The sequence below is a fragment of the Noviherbaspirillum soli genome, assembly GCF_015352955.1.
In the GTDB taxonomy this organism is placed as follows: Bacteria; Pseudomonadota; Gammaproteobacteria; order Burkholderiales; family Burkholderiaceae_D; genus Noviherbaspirillum_A; species Noviherbaspirillum_A soli.
This window is the reverse complement of sequence record NZ_JACYOX010000003.1, coordinates 179,583-201,679: the sequence shown is the minus strand read 5'-3', so window position 1 is coordinate 201,679 and position 22,097 is coordinate 179,583. Positions and strand designations below refer to the sequence as shown.

Here is a 22,097-nt window from a genome sequence, read left to right as displayed (position 1 = left end):
GGCGTTGTCACATCCAGGGCCGGGGCTCAGAACACACCCAGCAATAACAGCAGCAGGGTCAGCACCAGGGATACGGCAATCGAACCCAGGCAGCCCAGCCGGCTGGAAAAGAATACAAACATCGCGTCCTCCCGCAACAGCGCCAGCGGCTTGGATCACGAAACCGGCCTAGCGTTGCATGCAGGTCGCAACGCCAAGCCGGCTGCCTGCTCAACGCCGCAGGTCGGGCAGGCCGCGCAGCTGGCGCACCGCATGCATGGTGGCATGGCAGGCCCTGGCCGCCTCCTCGCCCTTGACCACGAAGTGCGCGGCGAAGAAATCGCGGTGCTCTGCGCCGGCATGGAAATGGTGCGGCGTCAGCACTGCCGAAATCACCGGCGTGCCGGTGGCAAGCTGCACCTCCATCAGGCCCGAGATCACCGCCTGGGCGACGAATTCATGCCGGTAGATGCCGCCGTCCACCACCAACCCGGCGCCGACGATGGCGCCATAGCGGCCGCTCTGGGCCAGCAGCTTGGCATGCAGCGGGATTTCAAAGGCGCCGGCGACCTCGAAGAAATCGATGTCGCTTTCGGCATGGCCAAGACGGCCGATTTCGGCAATGAAGGACTGCCGGCACTGGTTCACGATCTCGCTGTGCCAGCCGGCCTGGATGAAGGCAACGCGGCTGCCCGGCAGGGAGGCGGCGGCATCTTTGGAATGGAAGGTTTGCATGGTTGTTACTCCTGTTTTCGATGGACAAAAAACAGGGCTTGCGATCGATGGGAAAGATGCACGCCATGCGCTTGCAGCATGGCCGCCGGCCTGGCGCGACTGGCCCGGCCACGGCATGGCGCGACCAGGCAGTCCGCGCCGAAGCAGCCGGCCGGGAAGGCACTATCCCGCTCTCTCTTTATCCGGACTGTGACCGTCGGTCCCGGAATCGCACCGGGTCTGCTGACCTTGCCGCGATGCCGGAGAACCGGCGCTGCAGCAAGCGCTCGCGGACTAGGGGCAGTCCTGTGCCAATCCAAAACCTGGCATATGCCCGCCCCATTACCGCCGGTGAGGAATTTCACCTCGCCCTGAGAACGTATGCGGTCCGGCATGGCCGGAAACCGCGACGGCAATGTAGCACAGCGCCGACATGTCTGCTTAACCGAACGACTCGTCGCTGACCGGCTTTCGCGGGCAGAATCATGCTCTCGCGCTGCCCGGGTATCGCCCCCGGCTTGCCATGTCCGCCCATCCCGTTTGGTTTCCCTGCTGCTCAGTCTGGGCGGCTTTGCCACGCTGCTCGTGAGCATGACCGGCATCCCGGTCTGCACCGCCGTCACCGTGGCCTGGCTGCCGGAAGAGCAGCACACCCCGAACTCGGCAATGGACCTGGCACAAACGGGCAAGCCGGGCCGGTGTTAAGCTTTGCCGCTTTCACTGCGCCCTATCACACGAGGAGACAACAATTGACTACCCCGACCGAAAAAACTGCCCTGGAACTGCGCTCGCTGGTCAAGGCCAGCGGCGAGCTGGAACTGTCGCTGGCGCCGGTGCCGGTGCCAACGCCGGCCGAGAATGAAGTGCTGGTGCGTATCGAAGCCTCGCCGATCAATCCGTCGGACATTGGCCTGCTGTTCGGCGCTGCCGACATGTCCAGCGCGGTCTTCAGCCGCAATGCCAGCGGGCCGGTCGTCACCGCGCCCATCCCCGAGCGCGGCATGAAAAGCATGGCGGCCCGGCTCGACCAATCGCTGCCGGTGGGCAACGAAGGCGCCGGCACGGTGGTCGCGGCCGGCGCCTCGCCGGCGGCGCAGGCGCTGATGGGCAAGACGGTCGCGGTGCTGGCCGGGGCCATGTATGCGCAATACCGCTGCGTGCCGGCGGACCAGTGCCTGCCGCTGCCGCCAGGCGCCACGGCCGCGCAGGGCGCATCCGCCTTCGTCAATCCGCTGACCGCGCTGGGCATGGTGGAAACCATGCGCAATGAAGGCCACAAGGCGCTGGTGCATACCGCCGCGGCGTCCAACCTGGGACAGATGCTGAACCGCATCTGCATCAAGGATGGCATCGGCCTGGTCAACATCGTGCGCTCGCAGCAGCAGGCGGAACTGCTCAAGGGCATAGGCGCGCGTTACGTGGTCGATTCCACCGCCGACAACTTCATGCAGGAACTGACCGACGCGCTGGTCGCCACCGGCGCCACCATTGCCTTCGACGCCATCGGCGGCGGCCGCCTGGCGGGGCAGATCCTGTCCGGCATGGAAGCGGCGGCCAACCGCACCGCGAAGGAATACAGCCGCTACGGCTCCACCACCTTCAAGCAGGTGTATATCTACGGCGGCCTCGACACCCGGCCAACCGAGATCGTGCGCGACTTCGGCATGACCTGGGGCATGGGCGGCTGGCTGCTGTTCCCCTTCCTGCAAAAGGCCGGCCCCGAGGTGGCGGCGCGCCTGAAGCAGCGGGTTGCCGCCGAACTGACCACGACCTTCGCCAGCCATTACACGAAGGAAGTGTCGCTGTCTGAAGCGCTGGGCGCCGACGCCGTGGCGGCCTATGGCCGGCGCAGCACCGGGGAGAAATACCTGATCAATCCATCGCGGGGATAAGGCGGCGCGGCCTGCAGGCCAGCACGGCAATGCAGCCCGCCACCATCGTCTTCGGCGCCTTCGACCGGCACAACTTCGGCGATTTGCTGTTCGCACAGGTGGCCGCTGCGCTGCTGTGGCCACGCCACCTGGTCTATGCCGGGCTGGCCAAGGTCGACCTGCGCCCGGTCGGCGGCAAGCGGGTTCTGCCGTTGTCCGATGTGCTGGCGCGACATGGACGGCATGGCGGCGCGCTGATCCATGCCGGCGGCGAACTGCTGACCTGCAGCGTCTGGGAGGCTGCGGTGATGCTGCTGCCGCCGCGGCAGGCGATGCCGATAGTGAACTGCCTGGATCACGACCTCCAAGGTCGCGCCGCCTGGGCCCATGAACGGCTGCGCCGCCCTGACCTGGCGCCGTATCTGGCGGCGCCTGCCGGACTGCGCGTGCTGCATGTTGCCGTCGGCGGCGTCGGCCTGGCGCAGTGCGATGCAGCGATGCAGCGCGAAGTGCTGGACAAGCTGCGCCAGGCCGAGGCTGTGTCGGTGCGCGACGGAATCACCCACGGCCTGCTGGCCCGCGCCGGCATCGCCAGCCGGCTGATGCCGGACCCGGCGGCGCTGACGGCAAGGCTGCTGGATCGCCGCATCCGCCGCCACGCCCATGGCAGCGCCCTGTCCGCACTGCGCCAGCGTTTTCCGCGCGGCTACCTGGCCGTGCAATTGAGCGCCGACTTCGGCGACGACTTCACGCTCGACGCACTTGCCCGCGCCCTCGACCTGGCGGCGCGGGAGACCGGCTGCGGCATCGTGTTCTTCCGTGCCGGCGCCGCATACTGGCATGACGACATCGACTGCTACCGGCGCGTTATTCGTCGCATGCGCACGCCGGCCGCGATCCTGCACAGCCTGAACCTGTGGAACATCTGCGCGCTGATTGCCGGCGCCCGCTGCTACCTGGGCAGCAGTCTGCATGGCCGCATCGTGGCAATGGCCTATGCGCTGCCGCGCCTGAACCTGGGCCTGCCCGGCCAGGAAGGCGTCCCGACCAAGCAGGCGGCCTATGCGGCCACCTGGGACATGCCGGCAATGCCGGGCGTGCTGCCTGTGCATGCCCTGCCGGAAGGACTGCACCGGGCCATGGGCACCGACCCGCAGGCGCGGCGGGAACTGGGAGACCGGCTGGCAGAATGCTGTCTTGCCGGTTATGCGCTGCCGTGCCGCACACGGGAATCAACTGGCCGGCGCCATTAGAGCGGGTTGGCAAGCGCGGGCTCCGGAAAGCGAAGGCGTCGCATCCACGCAATGAGCCGTCCGCACGCAGAAAAAAGGCTGCCACGCTCGGTCGTGGCAGCCTGCTCAGCCGCCTGACCGGCCTGTGTTGCATCAGGCCAGCCGGCGGTCTCCCCTGAGGACGGTTTACAACAAATGCGATCAGGCCTTTCTGCGTCGCGACAGGCTGAGTCCAAGCACACCCAGGCCAAGCAGGGCCAGCGTGGCCGGTTCGGGAACCTGGCCGCCGCCGCCGCCGTTGAAGATCACGTCCAGCGAGCCATTGATGACCTGGGTACCGCTCAGGCTGAAATTATTGAGCTGGCCGGACTGGAACGACACGCTGTAGAACGGATTGGGCGCGGTGAAATAGCTCGTGCCAGCGGACGTCAGCCCCCAGGACGACGACGCGCCGAAGCTGCCGCAGTTGATGCCGGTGCCACCGCTGCCGGAACAGGTCGGCAGGTTGGGGTCCAGCGTGCCCTGTCCCGAAGTCGGCACGCCGTTGGCGATCCGGATGTCTTCACCCGCGTTGGCGGTTCCCCAGGCGGTGGAGCCGTTGCCTGGCTGCGTGAAGGTGGTGTTGCTGCCCGGGTCCAGGAATACTGACAGGTTGCCGCCCGGGGAGAAGCGGAAGTTCGTGGTGCCATTGGCGCCGGCGCTGAAGCTGCCGTTGCCCTGGTACAGCGCGTACATGCCGTACTGGTTGGACGTGACCCCGCCAAGCTGGGACGCGACCGGCGTCGTGCCGTCGTTGGCTACGAACTGGCCGGCTTGCCACAACAGCGACACATTGAAGTTGTTACCACTGAAGGTAATCACCTCGACGTAGTTGCCGGTCACCTTGTCAGCATTGACAATGCCCGCGTTCGCGCCAGGAACAGCGACTTCACTCACGGTAAAGTCCGGGAATGTCGTCTGTGCTCCCGCGCTTGAGGCAAGCATGGCCAGACCTCCCGCGATGCTGCATGCCAAAACTTTTTTCTTCATGGTAAAGCGCATGGTGTTTTCTCCGATCAAAATCTTGAGTACAAGCCAGTTCGCAATAAAGGAAAGGCTCCTGCTGATCTCTTTTACCCATTCCCTGAAAAAATCTGCTGCAAGGCGCGTGCCATGAAATAAGCAAACATGGAAAATCAACAGCTTAATGAATTTTTTTATTGCGCCCTAAATGAATGTGTAAATAAATCCGACATCTAAATTTTCCCAGGCTAAAATTTTATTGTTTTCCATGAAAAACATGTTACGCAGAATGCAATTAAATATTCCTTATGTCACTGTATGCAAAGGGGAAAATATTTCCTTCCAGGCCATGGAAATGCTGCAATTTAGAAGATGAAACGTCCCGCTTTGAAGTTGGCATTATTCGTCATTACCAGGTTCTTAAAAAGCCAATCCCTGGCCTTTACGCTTGTTTTACCGGGAAGAATATATTGGCATTTATTTAATTAACTTAAGAATCTTTTTCAGAAATAAATGGTTGACGGAAAATTTCCTCATTCAAATTAATTAAGGGAAACCAGGATATTTAACGGAAATAAATTGTGAAATGACAAATACTAATTAAGGCCAGGAAATAAATGCAGGATTTTCATTCCGATCGGGGAGGACGACTGAAAGACCGAATGCTGCTCGGACGCACCGCACCGATCGCCGACGAAGTTCGTACAAAGCGCCGCGTGATCCTGGACAAAGCCGCTGCGGGCGTGGCGCTTGCAGTGCTGCTGGCCGTGAATCATCTGACCATCAGGCGTCAGGCACGCCAGGGCTGGCGCAGGGACCGCTGCAGACCGGACTGACCGAAACCGTGCTGATGGAAGAAGTCGAACACGGGCTGCAGATACTGGGCGCGCTGCGCGGCGGGCGGGAAGTCAATGGCCAGGCTGTTGGGTGACGATCCCAACGCAGCCATGCGGAAAAAAGACGCCGTTTCATGAGACGTGATGGCTTGGAATTAATATCCGTCCCGGGCACGATGCATATGACGCTTCAACGTTCAATAAAAACGTCGTTTATTTACCTCATCGCGCCATAATCCTTTCCAACTAGAAATCCGGCCGTTATCATTACGCTGCATTTCCCCTCCGATTTCACATTCCCTACGCATCATGAAAAGCATCGTTCTGTCTTCCGCGCTCGCCGTCCTTGGCTGCATCGCACTGAGCATTGCCGCCGCCGTACTGGCCGGCACCCCCAGCGCGCAAACAGACAGTTCGAGCGCCGCGCCGCCGGCGGTGCGCAGCGCGGCCAAGGCCGGCTGATACCCTGCGCCACGCAGGCGGGAACATCCGGACCGGCGTCGCGCCGGTCTGATCCGTCCAGCGCATCCCGCTTTCACCGGGGCCATCCGGACCGGGGAAACGCCACGCACGCACGACAACCGGGCGGCGCTGCTCAGTCAGCGCTTTTGTCGCCCGGGTTCTTGCCGGCCGGGTCCAGATGCTCGATCGCGGCATTGAGCTCGGCGCCGAACAGCAGGATGAACGAGGTCAGGAAGAAGTACAGCAGCAGCACCACGGCCGTGCCGACGCTGCCGTACAGCCTGTCGTAGCTGCCGATATTGCGCACATAGAAATCGAAGCCCAGCGAGGCGGCAAACCAGACCAGCACCGCGATGACGGCGCCGGGCGTGACGAAGCGGAAGCGCTGCTTGACATCGGGCGTGATCCAGTAGATCACCGTCACGACCGCTGTCAGCAGCAGCAGGACCGCGGGCCAGCGCAGATACCAGGCCCACATGCCGGCCCACCAGTGCGGCAGGCCAAGGTCCTCGGCCAGCACCGCCATCGCCGCCGGCCGCACCAGCAGCAGGGTCACCGCGAATGCCAGCGCGGCGCCTACCGCCAGCGTGGCCAGCACGGACTGCAGGTAGCGCCTCCATAGCGGCCGCTCTTCCCGAACGCCATAGATCACGTTCATCGCGTTCATCATCGCCCGCATCGCCGAGGAGGATGCCCACAGCGCGAACACGATGCCGAAGGACAGCATGCCGTGGCGCCGCTGCTGCAGCTGGTCGATGACGGCATTCATCTGCGGCGCGGTCTGCCGCAGGAAAAACACTTCCGACTGCCGGCGCAGGTAATCGAAGAGGCTGACTATTTCCAGGTAGCCCAGCAGCGCCATGAACAGGATCACGAAGGGGAAAAACGAGAACAGCACCTGGAAAGTGACCGCCCTGGCGTGGGTCACCATGTCATGCGCCATGAAGCGGGACAAGGTCTGCCTGAGCACCGTCGCCGCGCCGATGCCGCGCAAGCCGGGAATGGCAATGTCGATCACGCTGACCAGGCCTCGAAGAGATGCAATTGGCATGCCGCCTAGCATTCCAGTTCCAGGCGGCGCGCACCTTATCCGCAATCACCTTTATGCGCAGATGCCGGCACTGGATGCAGTGCCTGCGGCCAAACGGATACGGGCAGGGACCCGAAAATGCAAAACGGCCCATAAGGCCGATTGCGAAGGCGCAACGCGCGTTCTTGCATTTTAAATAACAATGAAAGCAGGATCATTGTCCGCTTCCGCGGATGCCGCCCGGCTCTGCACCTCCGCGGGCACACACGAACCAACGCTTTCAAGGCCTCCCTCCATGTCCGATACGCCTTCCCGGCCTGGCAGCAATCTGACAACCATCGCGCTGATGCTCATCACGGTCGCCGTGCTGTATGTCGGCCGCGATATCTTCGTGCCGTTCGCGCTGGCGATCCTCCTGAGCTTCCTGCTGGCGCCGCCTGTGGCCTGGCTGCGCCGCACCAGGATGCCGCGCGTTGCCGCCGTGGTGCTGGTCGTCACCACCGTCTTCGCGCTGCTGGCCGGCGCCGGCTTCGTGGTCGGGCGCCAGGCACTGACGCTGATCGGCGACATACCGCAGTACCAGCGCACCATGCACCAGAAGATCCGCTCCATCAGCGGCGCCGTGCCCGGCAGCGGCGCGCTCAAGCGCAGCGCCGAGGTGGTCAAGGAAATAGGCCGCGACCTGTCGGAAGCCACCGGCACCGCCAGGCCGGCCGACACCGGCGGCCAGGGCCGGGCGCGGGAACCGGTGCCGGTGCGGGTCGAACCGGTCGCCGACCCGCTGCGCACGCTGCAGGACATGGTGGACCCGATCCTGAAGCCGCTCGGCACCGCTGGCCTGGTGATCGTGTTCGTGTTCTTCGTGCTGCTGGCGCCCAGCGACCTGCGCGATCGCTTCATCCGCCTGGCCGGCAGCGACCTGCATCGCACCACCGAAGCGCTGAGCGAGGCCGCCAGCCGGGTCAGCCGCTACCTGCTGATGCAGCTCGTGGTCAACGCCACCTATGGCATACCGCTGGGCGTGGGCCTGTATTTCATTGGCGTGCCGGGCGCGATGCTGTGGGGCTTCCTGGCCACGCTGCTGCGCTTCATTCCCTACCTGGGGCCGGTGGTTGCCGCGGTTTTCCCGCTCACCCTGGCCTTCGTGGTCGACCCCGGCTGGTCGATGCTGCTATGGACGCTGGTGCTGGTCCTGACGATCGAACTGGTCAGCAACAATGTCGTCGAGCCGTGGCTGTACGGTTCCAGCACGGGCATGACGCCGATGGCGGTGATCCTGTCGGCCATCTTCTGGACCCTGCTGTGGGGCACGCCGGGCCTGATCCTGGCCACGCCGCTGACCGTATGCCTGGTGGTGATGGGCCGCTATGTGCCGCGGCTGGCCTTCATCGAGGTGCTGCTCGGCAGCGAGCCGGTGCTGTCGCCGGAAGAGCGGCTGTACCAGCGCCTGCTGGCCGGGGATATCGAGGAAGCCATCGAGCTGGCCGAAGCCGAGGTGGCCGCCAGTTCGGTGCTGGCCTTCCATGACGATATCGCGCTGGCCGCGCTGCGCCTGGCCGAAGGCGCCCGCAAGAGCGGCTCGTCGATCGAAGACCGGCAGAAGGTGGCGGATGGCATGCGCATGCTGGTGGAAGACTTGCGCGAGATACTCGAGCGGCAGCAGGAAGGCGCAAAGGATGGCGGTTCCGGCGCGGCGTCGGCACCGTTGCCGCCGGTGGAAAGGGTCGACATCCTGTGCATCGGCGGCCGCGGCGCGCTCGACACGGTCGCCGCGCTGCTGCTGACGCATGTGCTGGAAGGCCGTGGCGTGGCCACCCGCCTGCTGCCGGCCACCGCAATCACGCTGGACGGCATCGGCAGCCTGGACGTGACGGGTTGCAAGGCGGTCTGCCTGTCCTACCTGAGCCCGCGGCCGCGTACCTACGCCCGCTTCGTGATCCGGCGGCTCAAGGCGCGGGCGCCCGGCCTGAAGATCGTGCTTGGCGCATGGAATCCGGCAGCGGAAGAGGATGGCGCCATCGACCTGGCCAAGGAAACCGGCGCCGATGCGGTCGCTGGCAAGCTGGCTGCGGCGGCCGATCTGCTGGAGCAATCGGTGAACGCATCACCGGCTGCAGCCGCGCCGGCTTCCAGCGCGGTTTGAAAGTGCGGCATGGCGCTGCGGCATTGCACCCAGGCGCTCAAGCAGCCCGACGCGGCCATCGCATGGCTTGCCGTTACAATGCACGATCCTGCTGACTTCCTGCCTTCCTCATGCATATCTGGGTCGACGCCGACGCCTGTCCATCCGTCATCAAGGACATCCTGTTCCGGGTGGCCGAACGCCTGCAGCTCAATGTCACGCTGGTGGCCAACAAGCTGATCCGCGTGCCCGGCTCGCGCTTCATCCGCGCGCTCCAGGTGCCGGCCGGCGCGGATGCGGCCGACGCCGAGATCGTCGAGCGCGTCAGCCCCGGCGACATTGTCGTGACCGGCGACATCCCGCTGGCCGCCCTGGTGCTGGACAAGGGCGGATTGCCGCTCAATCCGCGCGGCGACTGGTACACCAGGGACACCATCGCCCAGCAGCTGACGATGCGCGCCTTCATGGAAGAACTGCGCAGCGGCGGCGTGGACACTGGCGGTCCGGCCGCCTTCAGCCATGCCGACCGGCAAAACTTCGCCAATGCGCTCGACCGGGCGCTCGCCCGGCGCTGAAGCCGTCCGCCGCCCGCTTGCAGGCCGGCGAAAAAAAAACCGTTGCACCTGTGAAGGGCAACGGTAATGGAGTTACGTCGGATCATGAAATATCACGCCGGAAGGCTTTTCCGAAGTGACGCTTTCCATTATGAGAAGGCAACCTGACAATCCCCTGACTACCGGCTGACGGCTCACTGAACCTATTGCATCAGACCGGCCATTCCGTGTTCTCATGACAAAACCGCCAGGCGGCTGGGATACAGCGGCCTGGCGGTTTCAAACGCAATGCTTGCGAACGGCATGCAGTCCTCTCCGGTAAGAAACGACCTTCTTTTGCCGCTGTGGATGCCTTGTGGGCATGGAAGAATCTTATCCGGCGGCGCAAAAAAGGTGCTTTTTCTTTTTCAGCGAAATTCCACTAAATGCAGTTACTTCTCCTGTCATTTTCATTTTTAATGGATAATCCTTTTCCCCAAGCCGATTTCAGGAAAAAGTCCTCGCCATGAAAGATGCCAGCCTCGACGATACCGACCGCAAGATCCTGCGCATCCTGTGCAGCGACGGCCGCATCAGCAACCAGAAACTTGCCGAGCAGGTCAACCTGTCGCCCACGCCCTGCTGGAACCGGGTGCGGGCGCTGGAAGGCGCCGGCTATATCACCGGCTATGCGGCGGTGCTGGACCAGCGCACGATGGGGCTGCCCGAGACGGTGATCATCGAGGTCACGCTGGAACGCCATGACGACGAGATCTTCCAGCGCTTCGGCGACGCGCTGGCATTGCTGCCTGAAGTGATGGAAGCCTACCTGCTGACCGGCGAGTACGACTACCTGATCAAGGTCGCGGTGTCGGGTACCGAAGGGTATGAAAGCTTCCTGCGCCAGAAGCTCTACAAGATCCCCGGCATACGCCACAGCCGCTCCACCTTTGCGCTGCGCTGCCTGAAGCGGGTGCATTCGGTGGTGCCCTGAAGCGCCCGCCCGGCGCGGCCAACGACAGCGCTTGCCTGCGCCTACTTGATGCGCTGCTTTTCCAGCTTCCTGGCCAGCGTGCGGCGATGCATGCCCAGCCTTCGCGCGGTCTCTGAGATATTGAAGTCGGTCTGCACCAGCACTTCATGGATGCGCTCCCACTCCAGCGTCTTGATCGAGGTGGCGCGGTTGGTCAGCTCCACCGGCTCGCTGCCGGCCACATGGCCGAACGCTGCCTCGATGTCATCGGTGTTGGCCGGCTTGGCGAGGTATTGCACCGCGCCCAGCTTGATCGCTTCCACCGCGGTATTGATGCTGGCATAGCCGGTCAGCACCACGATCAGCATGGCCGGGTCGTGCTTGTGCAGCATCTGCACGCAGGCGAGGCCCGAGGTGTTCCCGTTGAGCTTCAGGTCAACCACCGCGTAGCCGGGGCTGTGCTGCTTGAGCAGCGCCGCGGCTTCGTCCAGGCTGGTGGCCATCAGCACCCGGTAGCCGCGCCGCTCGAAGGACTTGCCCAGCGTGCGGGCGAAAGCGGCATCGTCCTCGATGATCAGGAGCAGTCGTTCAGGCGGCATCGTCGCTCTCCTCTGCCAGCGTGATGGCGGCCAGCGGCAGCGCCACCCGCACCTGGGCACCGCCTTCGGGCCGGTTGCTGGCGGCCACGCTGCCGCCCAGGGTACGGGCCACGTTCACCACCAGGAACAGCCCGAGGCCGCGGCCCGGCTTGCCCTTGGTCGACTGGTAGGGCGTGCCCACCTGTTCCAGCATGCCGGGCGCAAAGCCCGGACCGCTGTCGCAGACCGTCAGCACCAGCGCATCGTCTTCCCGCTCGGCCACCAGCGAAAGCCAGGACGGCGAGGCTTCCAGCGCATTGTCGAGGATGTTGAAGATCATCTGCTTGAGGGTGGAATCGAACACCACCGGCAGGTCTTGCGCCAGCCGGTTCTCATAGACGAAGGCCACTGCCGGCCGGCTTTCGCGCCATTCCGCGGCCAGCTGGTCCAGGAAAGTTCTGATCGTGCTGCGGGCCGAAGATTCCCCGCGGGCCTCGCCCGAGGACAGCAGGATGCCGCTGACGATGGCCTTGCAGCGCTGCAGCTGGGTTTCCATCTCGGTGATTTCTTCCAGCAGGTCTGGGTTGTCCTTGAACTCGCGCATGTGCCGCCAGTCGCCCAGGATCACGGAGAGCGTGGCCAGCGGCGTGCCCAGTTCATGCGCCGCGCCCGATGCCAGCAAGCCCATGCGCACGATGTGCTTTTCCTCGGCAGCCCGCTGCCGCAGGTCGGCCAGCTGCGCCGCGCCGCGCCGCAGGTTGTCGCTGATGCGGGTGATGCAGACCACCAGCAGCGAGGCATTGAGGACGAAGCAGATCACCATGCCCTGCACATAGAGGCTGAAGAAGCCGATGTCGTGCTCGGGCGGCAGCGACAGCGGCACCGACCACAGCGACAGCCCCGCCAGGCAGGCGCTGGTGATGATCACGATCAGCCAGGTGGTCCAGGCTTCCAGCAGCACCGCGCTCAGGATCACCTGCAGCAGGTACAGGAAGGCAAAGGGATTCGAGGCGCCGCCGCTGAAATAGAGCTGGGCCGTCAGGCTGCCCACGTCCACCAGCAGGGCCAGGAACAGTTCGCGGTTGCTGACCGGGCGGCCTTCATGCCAGCGCATCTGGCTGCCCAGGTTGAAGGCGATCAGGCAGGCCAGCACCATCAGCATCTGCGGCAGCGGCAGCGGTATGCGCAGCACGATGCTCACCATCGCAATCGTGCTGACCTGGCCAATCACGGCGAACCAGCGCAGCTGGATCAGCTGCACCATGTTGAGCCGGCTGGCGACGTGCTCCACCCCGGCCGCGACGCTGGCCCGCTTCAGTTCCGGCTTGTCAGTGACTGCTTCAGTTGTTGCTGCCATCGGCTTCTTCCCGGTCGGGGGTGGCGCGCCGGCGTTCCTGGCGCGCCACCCAGTAAAACGCGCCCGCCACCATCAGCGCCAGCGCATACCAGGTGAGAGCATAAACCAGGTGGTTGTTATGGAAGGAAACCACCGTCAGGCCGCCGACCGGCGCCGGCCCGGGCGCCTGGCGCGCGTCGCGCTCGGCGCTGGCTGCATCGGCGTCGATGAAATAGGGCGCGACGCTGCCCAGGCCCTGGGCCGCGGCGATGGCACCGACGTCGCGGGAATACCAGCGCCCGGCGGCGGGATCGTTCCTGCGCAGGAAGGCGCCGCCAGGCTGGCTCATGCGCAGCAGGCCGCTGACTTCGGCGGCGCCGCTGCCCGGCCTGGCCGGGCCGAACCCGGCATCGCCCTGCCCGGCCGGAACGAAGCCGCGATTGACCAGCACGATGCTGCCCTGGTTGGTGACCAGCGGCGTCATCAGCCAGTAGCCGGCGCCCAGGTCGGTGACTGCCTGCACCCGCACCGTCTTCTCGTAACGGTAGCTGCCGGCCAGCCTGACTTGCCGGTACTCGTCGGACTCGGCGCTGATCTGCGCCCAGCGCTCCGGGCCGGGCGCGGCCACCGGGGCCGCATGCACCCGCTCCTCGACGCGCTCGATCAGCGCCAGCTTCCACTGCAGCCGGACCACCTGCCATGTGCCGAGCGCCGCAAAAACAGCAAAGGCCAGCACCGCGAAGATCGCCAGTGCCAGCCTTTTTGCCTTGCTGCGCGGATGCTGCGCGGCCTCCGGGGAAGCCGCGCGGCCCGGCCGCGCGGTGTCGCCTGTCATGGCGTCTGATGCATCTGATGCGCGCCGCCCGGCGCCATGCCGGGCATCATGTTGGTGTTCAAGTGATACATGACCCAGATCGAGCCCGACAGCGTGATCACCACCAGCACCAGCGTGAAGACCAGCGCCAGCAATGACCAGCCGCCTTCGGCACGGGTGTTCATGTGCAGGAAGTACACCATGTGCACCACGATCTGCACCGCGGCAAAGGCCAGGATCACCAGCGCGGTGGTGCTGGACTTGTCGAAGGTCTTGTTCATCACCAGCCAGAACGGAATGGCGGTCAGGATCACCGACAGCACGAAGCCGATCGCATAGGTCTTCAGGCTGCCGTGGTCGGCATGGTCATCATGACCGTGGTGGCCATGGTGATCGTGGTGATCGTGGCCGGCGCCGTGCGCCGCGTGATGCGGATGCGCGCTCATGGCAGTACTCCCATCAGGTAGACAAAGGTGAAGACGCCGATCCAGATCACGTCCAGGAAGTGCCAGAACATCGACAGGCACATCAGGCGGCGGCTGTTTTCCGGGATCAGGCCGTGGCGGCCGAGCTGGAACATCAGCGTGATGAGCCAGATGATGCCGAAGGTCACGTGCAGGCCGTGGGTGCCGACCAGCGTGAAGAAGGCCGACAGGAAGGCGCTGCGCTGCGGGCCCGCGCCCTCATGGATCAGGTGCGAGAACTCGTACAGTTCCAGGCCCAGGAAGCCGGCGCCCAGGAGGCCGGTGATGCCGAGCCAGACCAGGGTGGACTTGAGCCGCTTCTTCTGCGACTCCAGCATCGCGAAGCCATAGGTGATCGACGACAGCAACAGCAGCGCGGTGTTCATCGCCACCAGCGGCAGGTCGAACAGCTCGGCGCCGGTCGGGCCACCGGCGTAGCTGCGGCCCAGCACCGCATAGGCGGCGAACAGGCAGGCGAACACCAGGCAGTCGCTCATCAGGTAGAGCCAGAAGCCCAGCAGGGTGCCGTTCTCCGGATGATGCTCGGTGACGTGGAACAGCGCTTCGCCGTCGGCGCGCGCGGCCGCGTTGTGGTTCATGGTGATATCAGACATGGCTTTCCAGCAAACGTGTGCGCGCCTCTTCGGTACGGACTACCTGATCGGCAGGAATGTAGAAGTCGCGCTTGTAGTTGAACGTATGGATGATGATGGCTGCCAGCATCGCGACGAAGCCGAGGCCGGCCACCAGCCACATCTGCCAGATCAGGGCGAAGCCCATCACGCCGGACAGCATGGCGATGATGAAGCCGGCCGCCGTGTTGCTGGGCATGTGGATCGGCTGGAAGCCCTTCAGCGGACGGCTGTAGTTGCGCTTCTTCATGTCGGCCCAGGTGTCGTTGTCATACACCATCGGGGTGAACGCGAAGTTGTAGTCCGGCGGCGGCGACGAGGTCGACCATTCCAGGGTGCGGCCATTCCACGGATCGCCGGTGTTGTCGCGCAGCGATTCGCGGCGCAGGTAGCTGACGGCGAACTGCACCAGCATCGAGCCGATGCCGATGGCGACGCAGACGGCGCCCAGCGCGGCGATCTGGAACCAGATCTGCAGCGACGGATCGTCGAAGTGGCTCATGCGGCGGGTCACGCCCATCAGGCCCAGCACGTACAGCGGCATGAAGGCCAGGTAGAAGCCCACCACCCAGAACCAGAACGACATCTTGCCCCAGAACTCGTCGAGCTTGTAGCCGAAGGCTTTCGGGAACCAGTAGTTGATGCCGGCGAACAGGCCGAACAGCACGCCGCCGATGATCACGTTATGGAAGTGCGCGATCAAAAACAGGCTGTTGTGCAGCACGAAGTCGGCCGGTGGCACCGCCAGCAGCACGCCGGTCATGCCGCCGATGACGAAGGTCACCATGAAGGCCACGGTCCACATCATCGGCAGCTCGAAGCGGATGCGGCCGCGGTACATCGTGAAGAGCCAGTTGAAGATCTTGGCGCCGGTCGGGATCGAGATGATCATCGTGGTGATGCCGAAGAACGAGTTCACGCTGGCGCCCGAACCCATGGTGAAGAAGTGGTGCAGCCACACCAGGTAGGACAGGATGGTGATGACCACCGTCGCATACACCATCGAGGTGTAGCCGAACAGGCGCTTGCCGGAGAAGGTGGACACCACTTCCGAGAAGATGCCGAAGATGGGCAGGACCAGGATGTAGACCTCGGGGTGGCCCCAGATCCAGATCAGGTTCACGTACATCATCGAGTTGCCGCCGAGGTCGTTGGTGAAGAAGTTGGTGCCCACCACGCGGTCCAGCGACAGCATGGCCAGCACCGCGGTCAGCACCGGGAAGGCGGCCACGATCAGCACGTTGGTGCACAGCGCGGTCCAGGTAAAGACCGGCATCTTCATCATGGTCATGCCGGGCGCGCGCATCTTGACGATGGTGGCGATCAGGTTCACGCCCGACAGCAGCGTGCCGACGCCGGCCAGCTGCAGCGACCAGATGTAGTAGTCCACCCCGACATCGGGACTGGCCAGGATGCCCGACAGCGGCGGATAGGCCAGCCAGCCGGTCTTGGCGTATTCGCCGACGAACAGGGAAACCATGGTCAGGCCGGCGCCGACGGCCGTCATCCAGAAGCTGAAGTTGTTCAGGAACGGGAAGGCAACGTCGCGCGCGCCGATCTGCAGCGGCACCAGGTAGTTCATGAAGCCCGTCACCAGCGGCATGGCGACGAAGAAGATCATGATCACGCCGTGGGCGGTGAAGACCTGGTCATAGTGGTGCGGCGGCAGGAAGCCGGCGTTGTCGCCGAAGGCGATCGCCTGCTGCAGGCGCATCATCAGCGCGTCGGCGAAGCCGCGCAGCAGCATCACCAGGCCGAGGATGACGTACATGATGCCGATTTTCTTGTGGTCGATGCTGGTGATCCAGTCGCGCCACAGGGGTCCCCACAGGCGGAACTTGGTCAGCAGGCCAAGGACGGCCGCGCCACCCAGGACGACGGCGGCGAAGGTGACCAGCAGGATGGGCTCGTGATACGGGATCGCTTCCCAGCTCAGCCGGCCGAAGATGAGATCAGTGTGCTCGGTCATGGTGACTTTTCTTGGAATCCATAGAATGTGAAGGCGAAGGCGCGGTTGCCGGACCAGCGTCCGACGACGGCACGGTCGAGTTCTGGTTGCCGGTGATGCCGCCTGCGGGAACCGCCACGCCAGGCGTGTGCTCTTCCTTGCGTACCACGCTGCTCTTTGCGCGCTGCATGTCGGCGGCCATCATTTCGTCCATGCAGACCGCCTTGGCGTCGACGCAGCGGTTGACGATGGCATTGAACAGGCCAGGGGCGACCGCGCCATAACGGCGCACCGGCTCGCGCTCGCTCGGCTTTTCCAGCGCCAGGTAGCCGTCGCGGCTGAGTTCACCGCCGGCCGCCCTGGTCTTCTGCACCCAGGCCTTGAAGTCGTCGTCGCTCACGCCGTGGTACTTGAAGCGCATGTGCGAGAAGCCGGCGCCGCTGTAGTTGGCCGAGAAGCCGTCGTACACGCCGGGCTTGTTGATCACCGCGTGCAGCTGGGTCTGCATGCCCGGCATCGCGTAGATCTGGCCAGCCAGCGCCGGGATGTAGAACGAGTTCATCACGGTCGATGCGCTGATCTTGAAGTTGATCGGCACGTCCACCGGCGTCACCAGCTCATTGACGCTTGCCACGCCCTGCTCCGGGTAAATGAACAGCCATTTCCAGTCCAGCGCCACGACCTGCACTTCCAGCGGCTTGACGTTGGCCGCCAGCGGCCGGTTCTCGTCGATGCGCTGCAGCGGCCGGTACGGGTCCAGCAGGTGGGTGCTGATCCAGGTCAGCAGGCCCAGCGCGATGATGATCAGAAGTGGCGCGCCCCAGATCACCAGTTCCAGCTGGGTGGAGTGGTCCCAGTCGGGCTCATAGCGGGCCTTGGTGTTACTCTTGCGGTAACGCCATGCGAACAGCAGCGTCAACGCGATGACGGGGACGATGATCAACAGCATCAGCAGGGTCGATGCGACAACGAGCTGGCCCTGCTGCTTGGCAATGTCGCCGGACGGGTTCATCACCACCATATCGCAACCTGCAAGCAATACGAGTGACAACAAGCCGAGTCCGCGAAGAAGATTGGATGGAATCATGCTATGCAATACGGAGGATGGCTGACATGCTACTTTAGCCTTCCCCGGCGTCCTTGCCGATTGGACGTTTTGTCCCACCCCCCTTGCCCGCACCCCGGCACACAGGCTAGGCTCGGGGTATCGGCCACAAAAGGCATTTCAGAAAGAGTCACGTTCATGGCAAAACCGGCAACTTACGACGGGTCCGCCGCCGGCGGTCCGCGCGCTTCCACAGCTGGCGACGACGCCCGCAATATCAATACCCGGGGCAGCCACATCGCCCCCGGCGAAATCGCGATCGGCGTGGTGATCGGCCGCGCATCGGAGTACTTCGACTTCTTCGTCTACGCCATCGCCTCGGTGCTGGTGTTCCCGTCGGTGTTCTTCCCCTTCGCCGACACGCTGCAGGGCACGCTGTATTCCTTCACCCTGTTTTCCTTCGCCTTCATCGCGCGCCCGATCGGCACCGTGATCTTCATGGCGATCCAGCGCCGCTACAGCCGCGAGGCCAAGCTGACGCTGGCGCTGTTCATACTGGGCCTGTCCACCGCCGGCATCGCCTTCCTGCCGACCTATGCGCAGCTGGGCGGCACCGCGCTGATCCTGCTGAGCGTGCTGCGCATCGGCCAGGGCCTGGCGCTGGGCGGCTCCTGGGACGGCCTGCCGTCGCTCCTGGCGCTGAACGCGCCGGAAAACGAGCGCGGCTGGTATGCGATGCTGGGCCAGATGGGCGCGCCGGTCGGCTTCATCCTCGCCGGCGGCCTGTTCGCCTTCCTGCTGCACTCGCTGGCCGACAAGGACTTCCTGGAATGGGGCTGGCGCTATCCCTTCTATGTCGCCTTCGCCATCAACGTGGTGGCGCTGTTTGCGCGCCTGCGCCTGGTGTCCACGCCCGAATACTCGCACCTGCTGGACGAGAACGAACTGCAGCCGACCGGCGTGTTCGAGATGGTGGGCTCGCAGGGCCGCAACATCCTGATCGGCGCGCTGGCCGCGCTGGCCAGCTACGCGCTGTTCCACCTGGTGACGGTGTTCCCGCTGTCCTGGATCCAGCTGTACTCGCTGCGCGACGTCGGCGACTTCCTGCTGGTGCAGATCGGCGGCGCGGCCATTGCGCTGGTCTGCGTGATCCTGTCCGGCCTGATCGCCGACCGCTTCGGCCGCCGCAACACCCTGGGCAGCCTGGCGGTGCTGATCGCGGCATTCAGCGCCTCGGTGCCCAGCCTGATGAATGGCGGCGAGTTCGGCCAGAACGTGTTCGTGCTGCTGGGCTTTGCGCTGCTGGGCCTGTCCTATGGCCAGGCGGCAGGCGCGGTGACGGCCAACTTCCCGGCCCGCTTCCGCTACACCGGCGCGGCGCTCACCTCGGACCTGGCCTGGCTGGTCGGCGCCGGCTTCGCGCCGCTGGTGGCGCTGGGCCTGTCGGCCCACTTCGGCCTGGCCTATGTCAGCCTGTACCTGCTGTCGGGCGCGGTCGGCTCGCTGGCGGCACTGAGCCTGAACCGCGCGCTGGAAATCAGGAACTAGAAAACCGTGCCGGGCCGCCCGGCCCGGACCAGCAGGCCCGACGCGACATGCCGCGTCGGGAATCTGCGATCCCCGCAATTCTCCTCCCAGCCTGTCTCCCGCCAGACCGCACAGCGCGGCCTCGTCCTCCCCCCTTCCGGAGCGCGGCCGTAAAATTTTGACCCACGTCAAGAGCGCTTTGCGGCCGCCTTCCTACCATTGGCGCTTGAGCAATGCGATATTGCAGCGCGTGGGACTTGCCATTCTTTCCATCCATCCTGCTCCTCTGCCTTGCGCGCCGGGCAGCGTCGGCGCGTTGAAGCCGAAGGCGCCAGACCGACTCTCCGGGATACCCGCCAATGCCCGTGCCGCCCCCGCAACCCTCCGCCGCCAGAGTGGGCCTGGCCAGTCCGCTGATCCATGCGGAGCAAGGCCTTGCGGACGAGCAGGCCGCGGCGCTTCTGGCGCGCGACGGCTATAACGAACTGGCGTCGGCCAGGCGCAGCAGCATCCTGGCCGTGGCGGCAGGCATCCTGCGCGAGCCGATGTTCCTGCTGCTCATTGCCTGCGGCGCGGTCTATCTGGCGCTGGGCAGCCGGCAGGAAGCGCTGATGCTGCTGGGCTTCGTGTTCGTGGTGATCGGCATCACCCTGTTTCAGGAAAACAAGGCCGAGCGCGCGCTGGAGGCGCTGCGCAGTCTCTCCAGCCCGCGGGCCAGGGTCGTACGCGGCGGCGCGCTGCGCATCATCCCGGGCCGCGATGTCGTGGCTGGCGACATCGTGCTGCTGGTGGAGGGCGACCGCATCCCGGCGGATGCCGCGCTGATCGAAAGCACCAACCTGATGATCGATGAATCCCTGCTTACCGGCGAATCGGCGCCGGTGCAGAAGCAGGCGGCCGCTGCGGGCACGAGCGCGCCGGCCGAGGCCGGCGTCGACAGCCTCTGCCATGTCTTTTCGGGCACGCTGGTGGTGCAGGGCAAGGGCATGGCCAGGGTGGTCGGCACCGGCGCCAACACGGCAATCGGCCGCATAGGCAAGGCCCTTTCCGCCATCGAGCCTGAAGTCACGCGGGTGCAGCGGGAAACTGCCGGCGTGGTCAAGCGGCTTGCGGCCGTCGCCGGTCTGCTCGCGTTGCTGGCGGCGCTCTGGTACGGCGCCACGCGGACGGACTGGCTCAACGGATTGCTGGTCGGCCTCACCCTGGCGATGGCCGTCCTGCCGGAAGAACTGCCGGTGGTCCTGACGATCTTCCTGGGCCTGGGCGGCTGGCGGCTGGCGCAGAACCAGGTGCTGACCCGGCGCGTGGCAGCCATCGAGATGCTGGGCGCGGCCACCGTGCTGTGCGTGGACAAGACCGGCACCCTGACCGAGAACCGGATGACACTGAGCAGGCTGGTGGCCGGCGGCGAGGCGATCGACCTGGCGGCATTGCCCGGCGGCGTGCTGCCGGAGGCCTACCACGAACTGCTCGAGTTCAGCATCCTGGCCAGCCATCGCGATCCCTTCGACCCGATGGAAAAGGCCATACATAGCAGCGCGCAGGCCACGCTGGCGCAGACCGAGCATCTGCACCGCGACTGGGAACTGGTCAACGAGTACCCGTTGTCGCCGGCCCTGCTGGCCATGTCGCGCGTCTGGCGCTCCAGCGAGCGCCGGGAATACGTGGTCGCGGCCAAGGGCGCCCCGGAAGCCATCGCCGACCTGTGCCACTTCGACGCCGCCAGGACGGCTGCGCTCGATCGGCAGGCCGATCTGCTTGCGCGGCAGGGATTGCGCGTGCTGGGCGTGGCCAAGGCGCGGCTGCAACCCGCCAGCCTGCCCGTGCTGCAGCATGACTTCGACTTCGAATTTCTCGGCCTGATCGCCCTCAGCGACCCGCTGCGCGCGGATGTGCCGGCAGCGATCGCCGAAGCGCTGGCGGCCGGCATCCGGGTGGTGATGATGACGGGCGACTACCAGGCCACGGCCATGCGCATTGCAGGCCAGGCGGGACTGGAGGCCGGCGGCGTGGCAGTCACCGGCGCCGACCTTGCCCTGCTTACCGATGCGCAACTGCGTACGCGGGTGCGCGACACCAATGTGTTCTGCCGCGTCGCACCCGAGCAGAAGCTGCGGCTGGTCAATGCGCTCAAGGCGCAGGGCGAGATCGTCGCCATGACCGGCGACGGCGTCAACGATGCACCGGCGCTGAAGGCGGCGCACATCGGCATCGCCATGGGCGGCCGCGGCACCGACGTCGCGCGGGAAGCGGCTTCCCTGGTGCTGCTCAACGACGACTTCTCCTCCATCGTCAGGGCGGTGCGGCTTGGCCGGCGCATCTTCGACAACCTCCGCAAGGCGATTGCCTTCGTGGTGGCGGCCCATATTCCCATCATCGGCATGTCGCTGATCCCGGTCGCGCTGGGCTGGCCGCTGGCGCTGATGCCGGCGCACATCCTGTTCCTGCAGCTCATCATCGACCCTGCCTGCTCCATCGTGTTCGAAGCGGAGCCGGAGGAAGCCGACGTGATGGCCCGGCCGCCGCGGGCACCATCGGCTTCCCTGTTCGACCGCGCCACGCTGGGACTGGGCTGCCTGCAGGGCAGCCTGCTGCTGGCGGTGCTGCTGGCGATCTATGGCGCCGTCCTGGCGCAGGGCAAGGGGGCGGAAGAGGCGCGCGCCCTTGCATTCACCACGCTGGTGGCGGCCAACCTCGGGCTGATCTTCGTCAACCGCTCGCGTTCGCGCCGCTTGCGCGATGCGCTGGCCGCGCACAATCCGGCCTGGTGGTGGATCAGCGGCCTGACCGTATTGCTGCTGGCGCTCGTGCTTGGCATTGCGCCGCTGCGCGCGCTGTTCCATTTCGGGCCGCTGCATGCGGACGACATCGTGCTCTGCGTGGGCGCGAGCCTGGCATTGCTCGGCGCCGCCGAAGTCTGCAAGCGCCTTGTGCCCACGCTGCAGGGCCGCCTGCGGCGCTTGTCCTGATCTCCCCTTGCCGCCCACATGAAGTGCGCC

Annotated in this window: 21 protein-coding genes and 1 riboswitch; of the genes, 11 read left to right on the top strand and 10 right to left on the bottom strand. The window is 65.1% G+C overall.

The features are described 5' to 3' along the window. Window positions 1–210: 210 nt before the first annotated feature. A complete protein-coding gene (locus tag IGW04_RS04975) occupies window positions 211–714 on the bottom strand; it encodes a 6,7-dimethyl-8-ribityllumazine synthase (RefSeq protein WP_194711928.1) in 504 nt (167 codons plus the stop codon). A gap of 165 nt (window positions 715–879) precedes the next feature. After that, window positions 880–1,076, bottom strand: a riboswitch (FMN riboswitch). Between the two features lie 157 nt (window positions 1,077–1,233). Here IGW04_RS04975 and IGW04_RS04970 point away from each other — a divergent pair. Genes IGW04_RS04970 through IGW04_RS04960 form a run of 3 tightly spaced genes read left to right on the top strand, consistent with a single transcriptional unit; the run spans window position 1,234 to window position 3,817 of the window. Next, complete coding sequence (locus tag IGW04_RS04970) at window positions 1,234–1,398, top strand: hypothetical protein (protein ID WP_194711927.1); 165 nt, start codon at window positions 1,234–1,236, stop codon at window positions 1,396–1,398. 44 nt (window positions 1,399–1,442) lie between these two features. Further along, window positions 1,443–2,585 (top strand): zinc-binding dehydrogenase, encoded by a 1,143-nt coding sequence (locus tag IGW04_RS04965; RefSeq protein ID WP_194711926.1) that lies wholly within the window; start codon window positions 1,443–1,445, stop codon window positions 2,583–2,585. A 29-nt stretch (window positions 2,586–2,614) separates the two neighbouring features. Beyond that, window positions 2,615–3,817, top strand: coding sequence for a polysaccharide pyruvyl transferase family protein (locus tag IGW04_RS04960; protein WP_194711925.1), 1,203 nt, complete (start codon window positions 2,615–2,617; stop codon window positions 3,815–3,817). A gap of 180 nt (window positions 3,818–3,997) precedes the next feature. On the opposite strand, the gene pepA is transcribed toward IGW04_RS04960, so the two are convergent. Beyond that, complete coding sequence (gene pepA, locus IGW04_RS04955; protein ID WP_267253675.1) at window positions 3,998–4,780, bottom strand: flocculation-associated PEP-CTERM protein PepA; 783 nt, start codon at window positions 4,778–4,780, stop codon at window positions 3,998–4,000. On the opposite strand from pepA, the gene IGW04_RS25590 reads away from it, so the two are divergent. From IGW04_RS25590 to IGW04_RS04945, 3 genes are all read left to right on the top strand, one after another. Then, window positions 4,779–4,952, top strand: coding sequence for a hypothetical protein (locus IGW04_RS25590; RefSeq protein WP_228526879.1), 174 nt, complete (start codon window positions 4,779–4,781; stop codon window positions 4,950–4,952). The genes pepA and IGW04_RS25590 overlap by 2 nt on opposite strands. Before the next feature lie 463 nt (window positions 4,953–5,415). Further along, a complete protein-coding gene (locus IGW04_RS04950) occupies window positions 5,416–5,634 on the top strand; it encodes a hypothetical protein (protein ID WP_194711923.1) in 219 nt (72 codons plus the stop codon). 309 nt (window positions 5,635–5,943) lie between these two features. Continuing rightward, window positions 5,944–6,096 (top strand): hypothetical protein, encoded by a 153-nt coding sequence (locus IGW04_RS04945; RefSeq protein ID WP_194711922.1) that lies wholly within the window; start codon window positions 5,944–5,946, stop codon window positions 6,094–6,096. Window positions 6,097–6,229: 133 nt separating this feature from the next. Here the strand turns inward: IGW04_RS04945 and IGW04_RS04940 are convergent, their stop codons facing one another. After that, window positions 6,230–7,147 carry a YihY/virulence factor BrkB family protein gene (locus IGW04_RS04940; protein ID WP_228526859.1) on the bottom strand — a complete coding sequence of 306 codons (918 nt, stop codon included), beginning with the start codon at window positions 7,145–7,147 and terminating at the stop codon, window positions 6,230–6,232. Between the two features lie 274 nt (window positions 7,148–7,421). On the opposite strand from IGW04_RS04940, the gene IGW04_RS04935 reads away from it, so the two are divergent. The 3 genes from IGW04_RS04935 to IGW04_RS04925 all read left to right on the top strand — a co-directional run bounded on the left by IGW04_RS04935 (window position 7,422) and on the right by IGW04_RS04925 (window position 10,775). Continuing rightward, window positions 7,422–9,269, top strand: coding sequence for an AI-2E family transporter (locus IGW04_RS04935; RefSeq protein WP_194711921.1), 1,848 nt, complete (start codon window positions 7,422–7,424; stop codon window positions 9,267–9,269). Window positions 9,270–9,379: 110 nt separating this feature from the next. Then, the gene (locus tag IGW04_RS04930) at window positions 9,380–9,823 is read left to right on the top strand and encodes a YaiI/YqxD family protein (protein WP_194711920.1); all 444 of its coding nucleotides are present in this window, start codon (window positions 9,380–9,382) and stop codon (window positions 9,821–9,823) included. A 484-nt stretch (window positions 9,824–10,307) separates the two neighbouring features. Further along, window positions 10,308–10,775, top strand: a complete 468-nt coding sequence (locus IGW04_RS04925) for an Lrp/AsnC family transcriptional regulator (protein WP_194711919.1) — start codon at window positions 10,308–10,310, stop codon at window positions 10,773–10,775. Window positions 10,776–10,816: 41 nt separating this feature from the next. Here IGW04_RS04925 and IGW04_RS04920 read toward each other — a convergent pair whose 3' ends face one another. From IGW04_RS04920 to cyoA, 7 genes are read right to left on the bottom strand one after another with little or no spacing between them, the layout of a single operon-like run. Continuing rightward, a complete protein-coding gene (locus IGW04_RS04920) occupies window positions 10,817–11,353 on the bottom strand; it encodes a response regulator transcription factor (protein WP_194711918.1) in 537 nt (178 codons plus the stop codon). Beyond that, window positions 11,343–12,689, bottom strand: a complete 1,347-nt coding sequence (locus IGW04_RS04915; protein WP_194711917.1) for an ATP-binding protein — start codon at window positions 12,687–12,689, stop codon at window positions 11,343–11,345. The genes IGW04_RS04920 and IGW04_RS04915 overlap by 11 nt, the downstream gene beginning before the upstream one ends. Beyond that, window positions 12,673–13,503 (bottom strand): SURF1 family protein, encoded by an 831-nt coding sequence (locus IGW04_RS04910; RefSeq protein ID WP_194711916.1) that lies wholly within the window; start codon window positions 13,501–13,503, stop codon window positions 12,673–12,675. Before IGW04_RS04910 ends, IGW04_RS04915 begins: the two co-directional genes overlap by 17 nt. Then, the gene (gene cyoD, locus IGW04_RS04905; RefSeq protein WP_194711915.1) at window positions 13,500–13,928 is read right to left on the bottom strand and encodes a cytochrome o ubiquinol oxidase subunit IV; all 429 of its coding nucleotides are present in this window, start codon (window positions 13,926–13,928) and stop codon (window positions 13,500–13,502) included. Before cyoD ends, IGW04_RS04910 begins: the two co-directional genes overlap by 4 nt. After that, window positions 13,925–14,560, bottom strand: coding sequence for a cytochrome o ubiquinol oxidase subunit III (gene cyoC / locus IGW04_RS04900; RefSeq protein ID WP_194711914.1), 636 nt, complete (start codon window positions 14,558–14,560; stop codon window positions 13,925–13,927). Before cyoC ends, cyoD begins: the two co-directional genes overlap by 4 nt. Then, window positions 14,553–16,547: a cytochrome o ubiquinol oxidase subunit I gene (cyoB, locus tag IGW04_RS04895; protein WP_194711913.1), complete on the bottom strand. Its 1,995-nt coding sequence runs from the start codon at window positions 16,545–16,547 to the stop codon at window positions 14,553–14,555. The genes cyoC and cyoB overlap by 8 nt, the downstream gene beginning before the upstream one ends. Then, entirely contained in the window at window positions 16,531–17,613 is a 1,083-nt protein-coding gene (gene cyoA, locus IGW04_RS04890) for a ubiquinol oxidase subunit II (protein ID WP_194711912.1), read from the bottom strand. The genes cyoB and cyoA overlap by 17 nt, the downstream gene beginning before the upstream one ends. Window positions 17,614–17,769: 156 nt before the next feature. Between cyoA and IGW04_RS04885 the strand changes: the two genes are divergently transcribed. Then, the gene (locus IGW04_RS04885; protein WP_194711911.1) at window positions 17,770–19,119 is read left to right on the top strand and encodes an MFS transporter; all 1,350 of its coding nucleotides are present in this window, start codon (window positions 17,770–17,772) and stop codon (window positions 19,117–19,119) included. A gap of 338 nt (window positions 19,120–19,457) precedes the next feature. Beyond that, window positions 19,458–22,067, top strand: a complete 2,610-nt coding sequence (locus IGW04_RS04880) for a cation-translocating P-type ATPase (RefSeq protein WP_194711910.1) — start codon at window positions 19,458–19,460, stop codon at window positions 22,065–22,067. Window positions 22,068–22,097 lie beyond the last annotated feature (30 nt).

What these genes read in the sequence shown, in the direction of transcription:
- cyoA (WP_194711912.1), bottom strand. Translation starts at nt 17,613, where the DNA reads ATGATTCCATCCAATCTTCTTCGCGGACTCGGCTTGTTGTCACTCGTA.
- cyoB (WP_194711913.1), bottom strand. Translation starts at nt 16,547, where the DNA reads ATGACCGAGCACACTGATCTCATCTTCGGCCGGCTGAGCTGGGAAGCG.
- IGW04_RS04940 (WP_228526859.1), bottom strand. Translation starts at nt 7,147, where the DNA reads ATGCCAATTGCATCTCTTCGAGGCCTGGTCAGCGTGATCGACATTGCC.
- IGW04_RS04945 (WP_194711922.1), top strand. Translation starts at nt 5,944, where the DNA reads ATGAAAAGCATCGTTCTGTCTTCCGCGCTCGCCGTCCTTGGCTGCATC.
- IGW04_RS04915 (WP_194711917.1), bottom strand. Translation starts at nt 12,689, where the DNA reads ATGGCAGCAACAACTGAAGCAGTCACTGACAAGCCGGAACTGAAGCGG.
- IGW04_RS04950 (WP_194711923.1), top strand. Translation starts at nt 5,416, where the DNA reads ATGCAGGATTTTCATTCCGATCGGGGAGGACGACTGAAAGACCGAATG.
- cyoD (WP_194711915.1), bottom strand. Translation starts at nt 13,928, where the DNA reads ATGAGCGCGCATCCGCATCACGCGGCGCACGGCGCCGGCCACGATCAC.
- IGW04_RS04920 (WP_194711918.1), bottom strand. Translation starts at nt 11,353, where the DNA reads ATGCCGCCTGAACGACTGCTCCTGATCATCGAGGACGATGCCGCTTTC.
- IGW04_RS04880 (WP_194711910.1), top strand. Translation starts at nt 19,458, where the DNA reads ATGCCCGTGCCGCCCCCGCAACCCTCCGCCGCCAGAGTGGGCCTGGCC.
- IGW04_RS04960 (WP_194711925.1), top strand. Translation starts at nt 2,615, where the DNA reads ATGCAGCCCGCCACCATCGTCTTCGGCGCCTTCGACCGGCACAACTTC.
- IGW04_RS04910 (WP_194711916.1), bottom strand. Translation starts at nt 13,503, where the DNA reads ATGACAGGCGACACCGCGCGGCCGGGCCGCGCGGCTTCCCCGGAGGCC.
- IGW04_RS04935 (WP_194711921.1), top strand. Translation starts at nt 7,422, where the DNA reads ATGTCCGATACGCCTTCCCGGCCTGGCAGCAATCTGACAACCATCGCG.
- IGW04_RS04975 (WP_194711928.1), bottom strand. Translation starts at nt 714, where the DNA reads ATGCAAACCTTCCATTCCAAAGATGCCGCCGCCTCCCTGCCGGGCAGC.
- IGW04_RS04930 (WP_194711920.1), top strand. Translation starts at nt 9,380, where the DNA reads ATGCATATCTGGGTCGACGCCGACGCCTGTCCATCCGTCATCAAGGAC.
- IGW04_RS04925 (WP_194711919.1), top strand. Translation starts at nt 10,308, where the DNA reads ATGAAAGATGCCAGCCTCGACGATACCGACCGCAAGATCCTGCGCATC.
- cyoC (WP_194711914.1), bottom strand. Translation starts at nt 14,560, where the DNA reads ATGTCTGATATCACCATGAACCACAACGCGGCCGCGCGCGCCGACGGC.
- IGW04_RS25590 (WP_228526879.1), top strand. Translation starts at nt 4,779, where the DNA reads ATGGCCAGACCTCCCGCGATGCTGCATGCCAAAACTTTTTTCTTCATG.
- pepA (WP_267253675.1), bottom strand. Translation starts at nt 4,780, where the DNA reads ATGCTTGCCTCAAGCGCGGGAGCACAGACGACATTCCCGGACTTTACC.
- IGW04_RS04885 (WP_194711911.1), top strand. Translation starts at nt 17,770, where the DNA reads ATGGCAAAACCGGCAACTTACGACGGGTCCGCCGCCGGCGGTCCGCGC.